Source organism: Bartonella sp. CL25QHWL, assembly GCF_042195335.1.
Classification (GTDB): Bacteria; Pseudomonadota; Alphaproteobacteria; order Rhizobiales; family Rhizobiaceae; genus Bartonella.
In genome coordinates, this window is record NZ_JBHIOE010000001.1 from 201,724 (window position 1) to 217,595 (window position 15,872).

14 protein-coding genes are annotated in these 15,872 nt (G+C 35.7%); 7 read left to right on the forward strand and 7 right to left on the reverse strand.

The window, feature by feature from the left end; translation table 11 throughout:
* Positions 1 to 35: 35 nt before the first annotated feature.
* The 5 genes from ACFILY_RS00665 to lptC all read right to left on the reverse strand — a co-directional run bounded on the left by ACFILY_RS00665 (position 36) and on the right by lptC (position 5,855).
* Positions 36 to 539: an invasion associated locus B family protein gene (locus ACFILY_RS00665; RefSeq protein WP_273790192.1), complete on the reverse strand. Its 504-nt coding sequence runs from the start codon at positions 537 to 539 to the stop codon at positions 36 to 38.
* Positions 540 to 2,379: 1,840 nt separating this feature from the next.
* Positions 2,380 to 2,844 carry a PTS IIA-like nitrogen regulatory protein PtsN gene (gene ptsN / locus ACFILY_RS00670; protein ID WP_273790191.1) on the reverse strand — a complete coding sequence of 155 codons (465 nt, stop codon included), beginning with the start codon at positions 2,842 to 2,844 and terminating at the stop codon, positions 2,380 to 2,382.
* 889 nt (positions 2,845 to 3,733) lie between these two features.
* Positions 3,734 to 4,528, reverse strand: a complete 795-nt coding sequence (gene lptB / locus ACFILY_RS00675) for an LPS export ABC transporter ATP-binding protein (protein WP_273790190.1) — start codon at positions 4,526 to 4,528, stop codon at positions 3,734 to 3,736.
* Between the two features lie 6 nt (positions 4,529 to 4,534).
* Positions 4,535 to 5,134: an LptA/OstA family protein gene (locus ACFILY_RS00680; RefSeq protein WP_375630614.1), complete on the reverse strand. Its 600-nt coding sequence runs from the start codon at positions 5,132 to 5,134 to the stop codon at positions 4,535 to 4,537.
* 76 nt (positions 5,135 to 5,210) lie between these two features.
* On the reverse strand, positions 5,211 to 5,855 hold the full coding sequence (gene lptC, locus ACFILY_RS00685; protein ID WP_273790187.1) for an LPS export ABC transporter periplasmic protein LptC: 645 nt from the start codon (positions 5,853 to 5,855) through the stop codon (positions 5,211 to 5,213).
* 183 nt (positions 5,856 to 6,038) lie between these two features.
* On the opposite strand from lptC, the gene ihfB reads away from it, so the two are divergent.
* The 7 genes from ihfB (at position 6,039) to ACFILY_RS00720 (ending at position 11,947) form a co-directional block, all read left to right on the forward strand.
* Complete coding sequence (gene ihfB, locus ACFILY_RS00690; RefSeq protein ID WP_273790186.1) at positions 6,039 to 6,317, forward strand: integration host factor subunit beta; 279 nt, start codon at positions 6,039 to 6,041, stop codon at positions 6,315 to 6,317.
* Between the two features lie 7 nt (positions 6,318 to 6,324).
* Positions 6,325 to 6,621, forward strand: a complete 297-nt coding sequence (locus ACFILY_RS00695) for a lipopolysaccharide assembly protein LapA domain-containing protein (RefSeq protein WP_273790185.1) — start codon at positions 6,325 to 6,327, stop codon at positions 6,619 to 6,621.
* Between the two features lie 173 nt (positions 6,622 to 6,794).
* Positions 6,795 to 7,727, forward strand: a complete 933-nt coding sequence (locus tag ACFILY_RS00700; RefSeq protein WP_375637260.1) for a class I SAM-dependent methyltransferase — start codon at positions 6,795 to 6,797, stop codon at positions 7,725 to 7,727.
* 2 nt (positions 7,728 to 7,729) lie between these two features.
* Positions 7,730 to 8,584, forward strand: coding sequence for a TrmH family RNA methyltransferase (locus tag ACFILY_RS00705; RefSeq protein WP_375630618.1), 855 nt, complete (start codon positions 7,730 to 7,732; stop codon positions 8,582 to 8,584).
* Positions 8,574 to 9,077: a signal peptidase II gene (gene lspA, locus ACFILY_RS00710; protein WP_375637263.1), complete on the forward strand. Its 504-nt coding sequence runs from the start codon at positions 8,574 to 8,576 to the stop codon at positions 9,075 to 9,077. Before ACFILY_RS00705 ends, lspA begins: the two co-directional genes overlap by 11 nt.
* A gap of 1,120 nt (positions 9,078 to 10,197) precedes the next feature.
* Complete coding sequence (locus ACFILY_RS00715) at positions 10,198 to 10,971, forward strand: Bax inhibitor-1/YccA family protein (protein ID WP_273790181.1); 774 nt, start codon at positions 10,198 to 10,200, stop codon at positions 10,969 to 10,971.
* A gap of 112 nt (positions 10,972 to 11,083) precedes the next feature.
* On the forward strand, positions 11,084 to 11,947 hold the full coding sequence (locus ACFILY_RS00720; RefSeq protein ID WP_375637265.1) for an endonuclease/exonuclease/phosphatase family protein: 864 nt from the start codon (positions 11,084 to 11,086) through the stop codon (positions 11,945 to 11,947).
* Between the two features lie 5 nt (positions 11,948 to 11,952).
* On the opposite strand, the gene polA is transcribed toward ACFILY_RS00720, so the two are convergent.
* Positions 11,953 to 14,862, reverse strand: a complete 2,910-nt coding sequence (gene polA, locus ACFILY_RS00725; protein WP_375637267.1) for a DNA polymerase I — start codon at positions 14,860 to 14,862, stop codon at positions 11,953 to 11,955.
* 299 nt (positions 14,863 to 15,161) lie between these two features.
* Positions 15,162 to 15,869 carry a DNA polymerase III subunit epsilon gene (gene dnaQ, locus ACFILY_RS00730; RefSeq protein WP_375637269.1) on the reverse strand — a complete coding sequence of 236 codons (708 nt, stop codon included), beginning with the start codon at positions 15,867 to 15,869 and terminating at the stop codon, positions 15,162 to 15,164.
* Between the last annotated feature and the right edge of the window lie 3 nt (positions 15,870 to 15,872).

Genomic DNA, 15,872 nt, shown 5'->3' on the forward strand with positions numbered 1-15,872 from the left:
CAATTCACATCACTATTTTAGAAGTTATCGAAACCTTAATGGCACTTTTGAGCTGCGTTTAATGCAGCAGTGACCCCTTTTAAGGAATAAGTGTAGGTGGTATGCGTTCCTCTTTTTGATATCGCTTGCACTGTCATATTGTTTCCAGCACGTATAGCAGAAACAAGCTGCTTTTCTAGCTCTGATGACGCCAACCAAGCTGAGGAATCCTTCGTGAAAAAATTAAAGTCCTTATTTCCAATGGTCACTGTCACTCTCGATCCTTCTTGAAGCGTATAACCAGCCATAAACTGCGGTTCGAACGAAACAGGTGAATGAGAACGCTTGGTAATTAAGAAAAAATTATCACCATGATTAACCGTCGTTGGAAGAGCCTTCAAAGGTACCGATAACACATAGCAAATCGTATTTTGGGGCGATTTATAAGAATAGACCCCCCATGCTTCAAATTGATTTAAACGATTTGGCGTTTGTGCACATGCTGCCCCAGCTGTAACCAGAACCATTACAGATGCAGCAATAACAGTCTTTTCAAACATCTTTATTTAGCTCACTTCTTTAGTCTCTAACAAGATTCTCTTCATTGGAAAAATTCAAAAAAACCTCGATACTCATGTATCACTGTCCTAATTCTTCCAATAAGCAAAATATTTTCACACCAATTAAAATAGATCTCTACGTTTCATTGTGACCTTTTAGGTGTTACCAAAATATAAACTTCTTATTCAATAACCACATTAAAAAATAACATTTTCATTTTATGCTACTCATTTCGTTTTTGTATAAAAAACGATTTCTTTAAGCAATAGAACTTCAAAACGAGATGAAAATACACTACCACTCTGTTAAGAAATAAACTATACTCTTTAATATCACAAGAAATCTGCTGCAAAATTTTGCAAACACACCCTGACCTCCCCAAAAATTTCACAGCCTTGCGAATATCACTTCTCGACTTCACACATTCAATACATTTATGTTCGTAAATACCTCACCTTTTATCCATTATAGTGCATTCATACTTCGTATTCAACATCGTTCCCATATCGCCTTTTCATAATCTTCAAAATATCTTAAAAAAATAATAGACTATTATCACTACATTGGTCATGAAACATAAAGTACTAGATTTTGTCTCAACAACTACATGTAACTTTGTTTCTTTTGCTCCTATTAACTCTTCCTATATATTTCATCTCCAATTTTAAGTTCTAAAGTGATTCTAGTAGCTTATAATAGCTTAAACATATTATTTTAAATGTATTAGACAATTCCTTTCTTCCTGTTACCAAAAATGTTTTAAGAATTTTTTGACAAGTTCTCTTATCTTATTTCTCAGTAATTTATAACAAGAAATATAAAACTTTTTTCTATAGAAGTTCTAACATTACCGTTTTTTAAACAACATTTTAATCAATTAAAGACACTTGAATAAATCTTCTTATGCATAAAAACTCTTTCACCCAACCTAAAGGTATAGTTTTCATTCTTACCGTACAAAATTATTTTTTAGTATGAGCTTTATACAACAGCTGACATCTAAATCATACTTAATCACACTTTGCCAGCTTCCAATATTGCTACAGCCCTTGGCATTTGAGACGGTTCATAAGAAGCATTTTTACTCCTTGTCTTATACAGTCTTATCCACACGGCTTTCCTTAATTGTAATCGTGTAAGTGAATGGTTTTGATTGATTCAACATGAATAGGTTCGGCATGAGGGAATCTTATGATATTCGGATCTCTCATTCAACATGTAAAACAGTAAATTATCTTTATAAATCAATATATTGACACACACGGGATACAATATCCCCTATTTTCTACTTGAATCTTAATAATATTATCCCTAAGTACCAAAATTTAATTTACAAAAAAATTCAATGCACGAATAAACTTTTCTATTGATTACTGCCCCACCCTCAGAGGGTGAAGATTTTTAACCCAATTTGGTGTATAAGAAGTTTGGATTCTTGTTGAGTCGAGTTCCCCTTGCCTTTCCACTCATGTGATTCACTTAACTAAAGGCTCTACAGACAAATCCTGCTTAAAAATATTTACCACGCACTCTAAAAGCACTTAATATATCAAGAAGATTTCCAGAATTTATCTCACCACACCTCAAATGATAGTGTTTTTATAGTATAATAGGATAAAAGAATCCATGAACATAATAATTAGGTGCTTTAATATACGAGAACAAGAAAGGACAACTCCTTCGTTTTTGTTGCTTGCTCTTTAAAAAGAAGGTTCACTTAGAAATGATTTTTTTTAAATCTCATGACATAACCTTTTGTTATTAGTCTTAAGATGCAAATTATATTATTTCCTACGCTCTGTGGTGCATACCTCGCAATTTATACGCTCATAATACCTTTTAAGCTGCATTTGATTCTGAAGTTTGAATCAATAAAGCATAAAGCGCATTGGCATTATGCGTATTGCGCAACTTTTGCACAACATCAGCATGGCGCAAAACACGTGCAATCTGAGATAAAGCTTTTAAGTGATCTGCACCAGCATTTTCAGGTGCCAAAAGGAGAAAAACGAGATCTATAGGTTCGTCATCGAGAGCTTCAAAATCAACAGGACTTTCAAGACGTGCAAATATACCAACAATCCGATCAATATCAGGTAATTTCCCATGAGGAATCGCAATACCACCACCCAAACCCGTTGAACCAAGCTTCTCGCGTTGCAAAACAACATCAAAAATTACATGCTCACTAAGACCTGTCAGCTTAGAAGCCTTTTCGGCTAAAATTTGTAGAACTTGTTTTTTCGAATTAGCCTTAAGAGCCGGAATGATCGCTTCCGGTGCTATTAACTCACTCAAATTCATACTTTAATTTTCCTCTTACACGCTCAAATGCTCATCAATAAACCTATAAACGGTATAGATACTTAATGTTCTTTCACTTTTCGCAACATCGCATGTGTTTTTATTTTTCAATTTATAACGGATGATAACTCAATACATGTCATATCACTTTTAACACAACAATAAATAGTATTTAGCTCCTCATTAACGGCATGAGAAAACAAAGAAATGAAGTTGTTCATAAAGTTAATTTCCTTACGACTCTAGAAAAGGTCATTATTCATAAATTTATTAAACTTGTCATAAGAATTGATGTATAATTCGCTATCAGAGTTTTTCTTTCCTTAAAAATGATCCCTTAAATTAAGATGAAAAGCATACTGAGCAAAATGGACCTTTACTTTGAAAATTACTGTATAGCTTGAATACCGCCTTATAACAAGAATATAAAGGTTTTTAGAGATTTAATGGTTATTTTAAAAGATTTATAGATTTAGCCTGATATCTGTAGTCAAGCTCCTATTTTTTAATAGGGCCATATAAACCAATAAAATACGACAACTCCTATTGAATAACCGGCGCTCCTATTAAAATACCTAAACCAGCATCATCGATATATTACAGAGAAAAATATGATAAACATCTCTTACCTTTCAATAACACACGCATTTATTGAGAGTTTCATTTATCACTCATTATCACGTTAATCTAGTGATATCTTTTCTATGATACAATCATGAGTAAGCTAAACTTATAAAAAAAAACTAACTCTTTAATGATGAAGCTTTTTTCACCACTCAATAAAAACATTCTAAGGTTATAGTCATAAAAGAAGTTTTGGCATAAATAAGGAGATTTTCAGTAATAATGTTTGGTTAAACTTAAATGGAAACTCGTGAAAGCTGTAAAATCAAAGAGAAAACTGATTTCCTAAATAAATTCTGCGTACATCAACGTTGTTGATAATATCGTTAGGACAACCGTGAACTAACACGCGCCCTGTATGAATAATATAAGCGCGGTCGACAAGCCCTAATGTCTCACGCACATTATGATCCGTTATTAAAACACCAATGCCACGCTTCGTTAAATGACGAATAAGTTGTTGAATATCGAAAATAGCGATAGGATCAATTCCTGCAAATGGTTCATCAAGTAACATAAAATGGGGACGAGAAGCTAAAGCGCGCGCAATTTCAAGTCGCCGACGTTCACCTCCAGATAACGAAAGTGCAGACATTTTACGTAAATGATCAATTTTAAATTCATGTAAAAGGCTATCTAACTCTTCACGCTGTTTAAGGCGATCTTTTTCAACGACCTCTAAAACAGCTTTAATGTTATTTTCTACTGAAAGACCACGAAAAATAGACGCTTCCTGTGGAAGATATCCAATACCTAAACGCGCACGTCGATACATCGGAAGATGCGTAATATCAAATCCATCAATTTTAATGGATCCTCCATCAGATTTTATAAGCCCCGTAACCATATAAAAACAAGTTGTTTTACCTGCCCCATTGGGCCCTAAAATGCCAACGGCTTCTCCCGTACGAATGCCAAAAGAAACACCATTAACAGTTCGCCTTCCTCGATAAACTTTAATCAAATTACTGGCAATCAAGGTCCCTTTTAAGGGGTTTTTTGAAGCTTCACTTTCAAGATTATACCTATCGGTCTGTTTTTTTATTTTGATTCCAAACATGAAATCTTAATGACCATTCTTTTGATTTTGTTTTAAAATAATAGAAACACGACCTTTTTTCTTAGGTGTCTCACAACCTTCTAAAAAAGCCTTTCCGCTTTCCATATTTGCCGTTAGTTTGCACCCCGTTGCCACATTGTCACCATCAGTTAACACAACATGATTCCCTGTCAAACTCATCATTTTTGACTTTCCATCAAAAACGCCTTTATCACCCGTAGCAACTTGCGTAGCAATTTTTATATAAACTTTTCCTAAAGCTTCCATTTTTTGTATACTCGACGAACCAAATAAAGAAACAGATGATGCCTTTTTATTTTCCTGATTTTTATCAATTTCTTTATATGCTTTATCGTAGTAAACAACTAATTCTGCCGTTCTTAAAAGACGTTCACCTTGCACCACTGAAACATCACCCTTAAAAAGCGCTATCCCTTCTTTATCACGTATTTCCAAAGAATCTGCATGAAGTTCTACTGGTTCTTTATCGCTTGATAGACTTATTCCAAAATGGGCCACTTCAGCATATCCTAAAACTGCTCCTCCTCCTAACATTCCCATGCTAAAAGCCAACATCACACCTATCCATCTTTTGTACGATTTCATTATTTCAATTCTTTTGTTTGTATATACACATACTTCTCTTTATAAATATCCTTTAAAGATTTGTATTGATATTGCGTTATTGCTTTTGAAGCACTAAATGCACTCCACCATGGAAATACATGTTTTTTCCTTTTTCTCGAATTTGTAAGGCGTTTGCGGCAAGATGAAAACCGGCTTGCTGAATATTAACACGTTGATCTGTTTTTAACTGTCCCTCGGATAAGTTAATACTAGCTGACATAAATTGTACCATCATCCCATCATTCGTCGTAATGGTGAATGGCTTGTCCAACTGTAAAAAACCATTAATGTTATCGTAAACCCCCCCTTGTGCTGCGAGAAAAATCTGTCTTTGTTGGCCCATAAATGCTCTAGCTGTAATGTTTTGCAACCCAATCATTCCAGCGTGTGTATGGTCTTGAAATGCCTTTTCTGCTTTAAGCCAATAAGGTTCATGAGCACGCGTATACCCTTCTAATTTTGGATTGAGCATCGTCAAATTCATCACGCCACTTTCTCCATTGTTCAAAGGCATAGAATCAGAAGTAATGGGAACCAAGAAAAACGTAAACCAGCAAAAAACCAGCGCTGAAATCAACGCTAAGAGAGGTAAAAAGATTTTTAATATGCTAATGCGACGCGAATGACGGGATGCTTTTTTTAAAACATCTCCACAAGATGATTGCGTTGAAAAGGCTTCATAATGATTGTGTACGGACATACTCTCCTGATCTCTTAAATACTCCGCATTTTTAATCTGTATAACCTTTATAGAAGGTATTTTCAAATTTTGTTTCTTGCAATTTGTTTTTTCTTGATTTTATTTTGCTTTTATCCGTTTATATATTGTAATATGCATGGAGTGCACAATTACAAAATTTTTTTGTGTGAAAGTGAGGCTATTGTGGTAAAATCAGAGCTTGTGCAAATTATCGCTCGTCATAACCCGCATCTTTTTCAACGGGATGTGGAGAATATTGTAAACGCTATTTTTGAGGAAATTGCAACAGCACTTGCAAATGGCAATCGCGTTGAACTTCGTGGATTTGGAGCTTTTTCTGTAAAAAGCCGTTCAGCCCGTAATGGACGTAATCCACGAACAGGTGAAGCTGTTTCTGTTGAAGAAAAGTGGATTCCTTTTTTTAAAACTGGCAAGGATTTACGCGACCGTCTTAATCAGTGAGAAACTTATGATAATTAAACGTATTCTTCTAACAAGTATCGGTGTGATTCTCGCAGCGGTTTTGATTGTTTTTATCGTGGCTAATCGTCAAATGGTTCCGTTAACCCTTGATCCTTTTCGAGCAAATCCTGAAAGTTTTACTTATCATGCTCCCCTCTTTATATGGCTCTTTATTTTCTTTGGTTTTGGTATTTTATTAGGAAATCTGATAAGTTGGTTTTCCTATCACAAATACAAAAAAGCTCTCAAAAAAAGTAAAGCCGAGATTGAAAAATTGAAAACATCTATCACAAATCTGGTGTAATGGTATTTAAATGAAATCTTTTCTCTTTAGTATTTTATATTCAGTACAGAGTTAAAAGTGCTCTTTTTCTTTTTTTATACATGTTTTAATTGACTTTAGCTTTTTTGCACTTTTACGAAACATTTAAGAGCTTTATAATATCTTTTTATACCTCATATACCGTGATACAAAACATGCCCGCACAATACTTTCAATCCTCCCATAACAATAGATATCCGCAGGAAAAGTTGCCCCTTATTTTAGAAACGGGTATAAGCGAAAACTATGCTCTCATTGATTCTGGTCATGGACAAAAATTAGAACGTTATGGAGCTTACCGCATTATTCGACCAGAAGGTCAAGCACTATGGAAACCCGCTTTACCTCAACAACAATGGGCTGATGTTGATGCTATTTTCACAGGAAACCTTGATGAAGAAGGGGTTGGGCGTTGGCATTTTCCTAAAAAGCCACTTGATGAAACATGGGCTCTTGCTTGGAATGGATTGTCTTTTCTAGGCCGTTTTACTTCCTTTCGTCATGTGGGGGTTTTTCCTGAACAAGATGCCCATTGGCGCTCTATGGAAGAACAAATTGTTCAAGCCAAACGCCCTATAAAATTGTTGAATCTTTTTGGCTATACAGGTATTGCCTCTTTGATTGGAGCACGAGCGGGTGCGAATGTTACCCATGTTGATGCTTCTAAAAAAGCCATTGCGTGGGCAAAAGCTAATCAAGAAAGAGCAGGATTACCAGATCATTCTATTCGCTGGATTTGCGATGATGCTATGAAATTTGTCGAGCGTGAACTGCGTCGTAAAAAAAGCTATGATATGATTCTTCTTGATCCCCCTGCTTATGGGCGTGGACCCCATGGTGAAATTTGGCAACTGTTTGATCATTTACCCGCCATGATCACAAATTGTCGTAAACTTCTCTCTGATAAACCGCTCTCTGTTGTCCTTACAGCTTATTCTATTCGTGCTTCCTTCTTTGCACTTCATGCTTTAATGCGTGATGCATTTGTAAATCTTGGTGGTACGGTCGAATCAGGAGAACTCATTTTGCGTGAAGAAGTTGCAGGACGTGCTCTTTCTACTTCTCTTTTTAGCCGTTGGATTGCTTGAATATGTGTAGACCCAAAACTGGTAGAGTGAAAGAAATTACCTCTCTTAGCAACCCCATCATAAAAGATCTTAAAGCACTTAGCCAAAAGAAAAACCGTAATAGAGAAGGTCTTTTCATGGCAGAAGGATTGAAATTGGTCATTGATGCTCTCAATCTTGGCTGGACAATACAGACGCTTATTTTTTCTAAAAGTAAAATCGGTAATGCTACTATTGAAAATACTGCCGCACGTGCTGTTGCCAACGGTGGTTTTGTTATTAAAGCCTCACAAAAGGTTATGGAATCACTTACCCGACGCGATAACCCACAAACAGTTATTGGTATTTTCAAGCAAAAATGGCACTCTTTTGAAATGATAAAAGGACAGATTAAAGATGTTTACATCGCGCTTGATCGTGTGCGTGATCCTGGAAACCTTGGTACCATTATTCGAACCGCTGATGCTGTAGGTGCTAAAGGTGTTATTTTAATTGGTGAAACAACAGACCCTTTCTCGCCTGAAACGGTCCGTGCAACCATGGGATCTATTTTCTCTGTACCACTTTATCGTTTTGATGAAAGCGCCTTTTTAAACTGGTCTTCTCACTTTAAAGGTATGATCGTTGGAACACACCTCAAAGGATCTCTGGATTATCGCACACTTGACTTCAAAAATGGCCCTATTATCCTTTTAATGGGGAATGAAAAACAGGGATTATCAGATCTTCTTACGAATCGGTGTGATAAACTTACGCGTATTCCACAAAGCGGACGAGCAGACTCGCTTAATCTAGCTGTAGCAACAGCTGTTATGCTTTATGAAATCCGTCGCCCCTATTTAATACTGGAACCATGTGAGGAAAAACATGATTCGTAAATCACTCTCTTTTCTTCTCTTGGGCTTGGCTTTTACAGTAGTACTTGATCAAGCTGTCAAATACTGGGTTATGCACAATATGCCTTTAGGAACAGAAATTTCGCTTATTCCTTTTCTTTCCCTTTATCATGTGCGCAATTCTGGCATCGCATTTTCGTTTTTTTCTTCCTTTTCTCAGTGGGGAATCATCGCCATCACGATCATTGTGATTATCTTCCTTCTATGGTTATGGAAAAATACTGAATATAATAAGTATTTAATGCGCTTTGGCCTTATTTTTATTATTGGAGGAGCCATCGGCAATCTCATTGATCGTATTCGCTTTCATCATGTCACTGATTATATACTTTTTCATATTGATGATATTTTTTATTTTGCTATTTTCAACCTTGCAGATAGTTTTATCACTCTCGGTGTTATTGCCATCCTTATTGAAGAATTGCGTACTTGGATGAAAGCAAAGCCTCATTCCAATAGTACATCTCCTCATTGATATGTTCATTGCCTTAGAAAACAGAAAGCTTTGATCATCACAAGTCTGATTACGCATTGATTTCTCTTAATCAATTCTTGTTGCTCGTCATTTCACGTGTTTCTCTTCATGGGACGATAAGATCTTACTTTCTTTTCAACTTCACATTTCTACACTTAGTTAGTGCAAAAGAAATGAACTCAAATAGAAATCAATATTTTTTATCCATGTGTCCTACATCATAATTTTTGAGGAGATATTTCACAGCATTTAAAGTTCCATTTATTTAATTAGAACAATTGCTTTTCGTATGTTTTTTAGTTTTTACAGATATCGCTTTTACAGAGCCTTTCTTAAGTGCTTCGTTTAAAAACTCTCCTTTTTTATTTTATATATTGTTTAATAAAAAACATTTTTTCAACTATTTTCAATGGTGTCTTGTTAAAGCAACATATTGATTATAAATATAAATTACCTTTTTTCATATTGAATAAAAGCCCTTAATAGCCTAAATCTCTTTTATTTGGAATCTGTTCATGTTGAATCCATAAAAACCCTGTCTCTTGCAAGACACAAGCAAGTTAATAATCTTGATTAATATAAACAGATTTGAAACCAGAGAAGCTTGCGATATTTAGAGTATCATTTAGCATTCAAAAAGACAATTTATCATTACATATCAATATATTATATAAAAATCCAATTCGATAGCTCTTATAACCGTGCAAAACAGATGCAATATTGGAGGTTGAAAATAGTGTGATGATACTTGCCGCTCTTCTCATAAACGCAAAAATAGTGAATATTTTATAAGGGATTGTATTACATAGTTTCTGTGAATAATAGAAAATTTTTTGAATGTAGTCTTTTTATCTTGCAAAAATATGGCAAAAAATGGAAATATTTTTTATTAAAATGAACTATTTCCTTACCAATTTGTAAGGTTCCTTCTTCATATAAATCTCTTGTAATTTTTAAATAAATCTCCATAATAAGAGCATATATGCTGGAATTCTGTCAGTGATTCTTAAGGGTTTTTGTATTTGCCCAATTAAGGCTTATACCAAGCTTATCTGTGTAATGACAGAGACACTTTTAAAGCCCTATACCTGACAGAACATATGCTAAAGGATTTTATATTATGGCTAATTTTAAAGATTTACGTTCGGCACCTGCTTCTCATGCCGATGCATCAATTGATCAGGGATTACGCGACTATATGTTGGGTGTCTACAATGCAATGGCCATTGGTTTGCTTATTACAGCTGCTGCCGCTTATGCAATTGTATCATTAGCAACGACAACAGATATGAGCCAAGCAGCAGCTCAAATCAATAGCAGTGTTTATCTAACACCACTTGGAGTAACATTTTATACATCGCCATTCTCTTATATTGTTATGTTTGCACCACTCATAGCAGTCTTATTCCTCAGTTTTAAAATTAATACATTGAGCACAAATGCTGCTCGTAGTCTCTTTTTTGGTTATGCTGCTCTGGTTGGTCTTTCACTGTCTTCAATCGTTTTGCGCTATACGACAGAAAGTGTTGTGCAAACCTTTGTCATTTCCGCCGCAACTTTTGGAGCTCTTTCACTTTATGGATACACAACAAAGCGTGATCTCACAGCAATCGGTTCCTTCTTATTCATCGGATTGATCGGCTTGTTTCTTTCCATGATTGTGAACATTTTTCTTGGATCAAGCGCTTTGCAGTTTGCTATCTCTGTGATTGGTGTTTTTATCTTTGCTGGTTTAACAGCCTACGATACCCAGAGCATTAAGTTGATGTATTATGAAGGAGATGAAAGCGATACCAGAGGACGTAAAGTTATTATGGGCGCGTTGAATCTTTATCTTGATTTCATCAATATGTTTGTCTTCTTGCTACAGTTTCTTGGCTCAAACCGTGATTGATTGCAAAAATCATAACTTAATTAAAGAACCTTGTTTCTAAAAGAGACAAGGTTCTTTTGTTTTTAGTGTAAGTCTTTACCCTTGGCCTCTTAGGGACTATTCTTTTCGTAAAATGACAAAAATACCTTATAAGCAAAAATTCCCTTGGTTTACCGGTTTTATCCAACAAAAACTCCACAGCTCCCTTTTTAATGCAATTCACAGCCGCTCTCATCATCAATCAAACATCATCAATCAAAATAGTAATTATGATCTGACCGTTGCTTCCTATAATGTGCATAAATGTGTAGGTGTTGATAAAATTTTTAATCCTACAAGAATTGTCCGTGTTATTACTGAATTAAAAGTTGATATTCTTGCTCTTCAAGAAGCAGATAAACGTTTTGGGGAACGCATTGGTTTGATTAATCTTCAGCTATTAAAAGCTGAAACCGGTTTGATTCCTGTACCTCTTAATACTATGTCACCTCATGGCCATGGTTGGCATGGGAATGCTCTTTTTTTGCGAAAGGGATATGTACGTGATACTTTACAAGTCACTCTTCCTAGTATTGAACCACGTGGGGCTGTAGTTGTAGAGTTGGAAATGGAAGCAGGCCCTATTCGTATTATTGCGGCTCATTTTGGCTTATTACGTTACTCTCGTAAACAACAAACAAAAATGCTCCTTGAAATTTTCCAAAAACGCCCCCTTATGCCTACACTCCTTATAGGAGATTTTAATGAATGGCGGATGGGAAAAGGCTCATCTTTAAATCATTTTTCTCCCTATTTTGATAGCACTTTTGAAGTTGTACCAAGCTTTCCCTCTCGCTTTCCTTTTTTAGCCCTTGATAGAGTTTTTTCTTTTCCCCACCAATTGGTAACAAGTATTGAAAATCATCTTTCACCGCTTGCACGCATTGCTTCAGATCATTTGCCTATCAAAGCCTATCTTAATCTTTCTAACGCAATCAACATTCTTAAAAATAAATAAAAAAATTAATGTGCCTCATCCCAATTTTGAGCCGTCATGACTTTTACTTCAAGCGGTACAGATAAAGATAGAACCGGTATTGTAGCATTTTCCATAACATTTTTAACAACAGTCATGGTTTTTTTACTTTCTTCTTCTGGTACTTCAAAAATCAGTTCATCATGCACTTGCAGCAACATTTTTGCTGATAGTTTTTCTTCTTTTAAAGCATCTTCCATATGTATCATAGCGCGGCGAATAATATCGGCCGCAGAACCTTGAATTGGAGCATTGATAGCTGCTCGCTCATTAAGAGAACGAATTTTTACATTCTTTGCTTTTATTTCTGGATAATGGATACGACGTCCAAAAATTGTTTCTACATAACCATTTTCACGTGCAAAGATTTTAGTTTTCTCCATATAATCTTTAATTCCTGGAAATCTTTCAAAATACAGTTGAATATAACGACCCGCTTCTTGGCGTGAAATTCCCAATTGATTAGCTAATCCAAAAGCTGAAATACCATAAATAATACCAAAATTAATCGCTTTTGCACGCCGTCGTATATCTGAATGCATTCCTTCTATCGCAACACCAAACATTTGTGATGCCGTTATAGCGTGAATATCATGCCCTTTAGCAAAAGCTTCTTTTAATGCTTTTATATCCGCAATATGTGCAAGAATGCGCAACTCAATCTGACTATAATCAGCAGAAAGTAACACACGTCCTTTGGGAGCAATAAAAGCTGTTCGGATTTTACGCCCTTCAGCAGTTCGCACTGGAATATTTTGCAAATTTGGCTCTGATGATGATAACCGACCTGTTGATGTTATTGCCAAAGAATAATTCGTGTGAACTCGCCCTGTTTTTGAAAAAATATAAGAAGGCAAGGCATCTGTATAGGTAGATTTTAGCTTTGCAAGTTGACGCCACTCAATAATTTTACGCGGTAAAATATGACCTTCAGCAGCCAACTCTTCTAAAGTCTGTGCAGAAGTTGACCATTGTCCACCCTTAGTTTTGGCGCCTCCAGGCAATCCCATTTTGCCAAAAAGGATATCCCCTAATTGCTTTGGCGAAGCAATATTAAACTTTTCATCAGCTTGTTTATAAATTTCCTCTTCTAGAATCAAAGCAGCTTGTGCCAACTCTCCAGAAAGACGCAATAAAATCTGCCTATCAATAAGAATCCCCCGTTCTTCCATTCTTGCAAGAACTTTTACAAGGGGTCGATCAAGACGCTCATAAATTTTTGTCATCCCACGAGCAACAAGTTGTGGTTTCAATACTTGCCAAAGGCGTAGCTTTATATCAGCATCTTCCGCCGCATAAAGGGTTGCTTGTTTTAAATCTACTTGTGCAAAAGAAGTAATTTTTTTTCCGTTATGCGTTAAATCTTTATAGGCAATTGGTTTATGCTCAAGCCAACGTTCAGACAAATCATCCATATTATGGGTTAAAGTTCCAGCATCAAAAGCATATGATAAAAGCATGGTGTCGTCAAAAGAGCTTATCATAATGTCGTATTGCTTCATCACCAACCAATCATATTTTATATTATGACCAATTTTTAACACCGCTGAATCTTCTAATATCGGTTTTAAAAGTGCTAAAGCTTTTCGGGCCTCAATCTGTGAGGCAATGCGCCCGCCCCTCAAAAGGTCCTCTTCTCCTTCATCAAAATGTTCAAGAGGTATATAAGCTGCTTTTTCCGGCTGTAATGCGAGTGAAAAACCAACAAGCTTTGCTTGCATCGGATCAAGAGATGTTGTTTTAGTATCAAAAGCGAAAAAACCCTGCTCCTGTGCTTGTGATAACCACTCTTTTAAAATTTTCTCATCAAGAATTGTTGTATAAGCAGCTCTTGTAATTTTTTGAGTCAGCGCTTGATCTTTACGTTTTTGTGCAAAAACTTGTGGAGAATTTTCAGAAAAACTATGAAGAGATGCGTGCTCAGTATTCTTGATCTCAGAATCATGCCTGGGGCTTAGTTTTTCCCATTCAACATCTATATCAAATGCGTCAATAACAGCTGCATCGCATGACGTTGCCTCTGCCACGCGACGCGTTAATGTTGAAAACTCCATCGCTTTCAAAAAAGCAATTAAACGTGGACCATCTTGTGGCTCCAAAACAAAATCATCTAAATCATTATCTATAGGAACATCTGTTTTAAGCCTGACAAGTTCACGAGACATTTTAACTTGTTCTCTATAAGCTTGAATGTTTTCACGCCGTTTTGTTTGTTTAATTTCTGTTACGCGTTGCAATAAAAGATCAAGAGAACCAAATTCATTTAATAACTGAGCTGCAGTTTTTGGACCAATGCCTGGAATACCCGGTACATTATCTGTTGAATCTCCAATTAATGCTTGTAAATCAATCATTTTTTCAGGCGCAACACCCCATTTTTCTATAACTTCTGAGATACCTATATGCTTATCTTTCATTCCATCATACAAAGATACATGCGTATTTACGAGTTGCATAAGATCCTTATCAGAAGAAATAATGGTTGTTTTTGCCCCAACCTTTGTTGCAAATTTTGCATAGGTAGCAATTAAATCATCCGCTTCAAAGCCTTCCTTTTCAATACAAGGCAAATTAAAAGCCTTCGTTGCTTGGCGTATTAGCGCGAATTGAGGAATTAGATCTTCAGGAGGTTCAGCGCGATTCGCTTTATATTCAGGATAAATTTGTTTCCGAAAAGTATCAGATGAATAATCAAAAATAACAGCAAAATGTGTTGGAACAACACCCGTAGCTGTATTACGAGCATCACATAGTAATTTCCATAACATATTGCAAAAACCAGCTACTGCTCCTACAGGAAGTCCATCCTTTTTACGTTTTAAAGGCGGTAAAGCATAATAAGCACGAAAAACATAGCCTGATCCGTCAACCAAAAAAAGATGATCTGCTGCTTTCATTACAATTTTTTCTCCATTTCAGCTAAAAAAACAATTTGTCCTTATATATTTTTTCACTTTGCCTCTAAAAAGCCATTTTTTCTTTTCATAAGACATGAAGTCGTTGCACTTTATATTAAGTACCTAGAGCTTTTCTTTGCTGTTACAGGATTAATAGCTTTCATTTTGCTCCTCCTATGATAGCTGAGGTACGATGTAGCGACAGGGTCGTTGTGGTGTTCCCCTCCCCACAACGACCGTTTTTTTTGACATCGATATTCTTTAATTTCAATCGTGACTTTTTTAGAGAAAAAATGATGTTATTCATGAATTTTGAAATTATTCCACAGAGCTTTTTCACCCATTTTGTAGATAAAATCAGCGTGTAACTTTTTTTCTTGCGTACTCAATCTTGAAGGTAAAGCCTGTGGGCGAATTTTAACGGCATAAGATGTATCTTTATCATTCTGGATATGTTCATCAACACCCCTTCTGTTATCAAAACCCAATACACCTTGTTTTCCACCGATAAGCTCAATATAAACATCGGCTAGAATCTCTGCATCAAGCAAAGCACCATGAAGAACACGATGGCTGTTATCAATTCCAAAACGTTTGCATAAAATATCAAGAGAATTAGGACCCATAGGAAATTTACGCCGCGCCATAGCCAGTGTATCAAGAATATTATCAACACTGATAAGCGGTTTGTTGACACGTTTTAATTCTGCATTAATAAAACCAATATCAAAACTCGCATTATGCGCAATCATTGTCGCGTCTTTGATAAATTCCAAAAATTCATCAACAATATCACTAAAACTTTTCTCGTTTTTTAGGCGTTCATTGGTTAATCCGTGAATTGCTACAACTTCATCAGGAATAATAACGCCTTCAGGGTTTAAATAAACATGAAATTGGCGCCCCGTAAGATAAAGATCAACCATTTCTACACAACCAATTTCGATTATGCGATCTTTTTCTTTATCTAAACCTGTTGTTTCTGTATCAAAAATAATTTCCCGCATAAC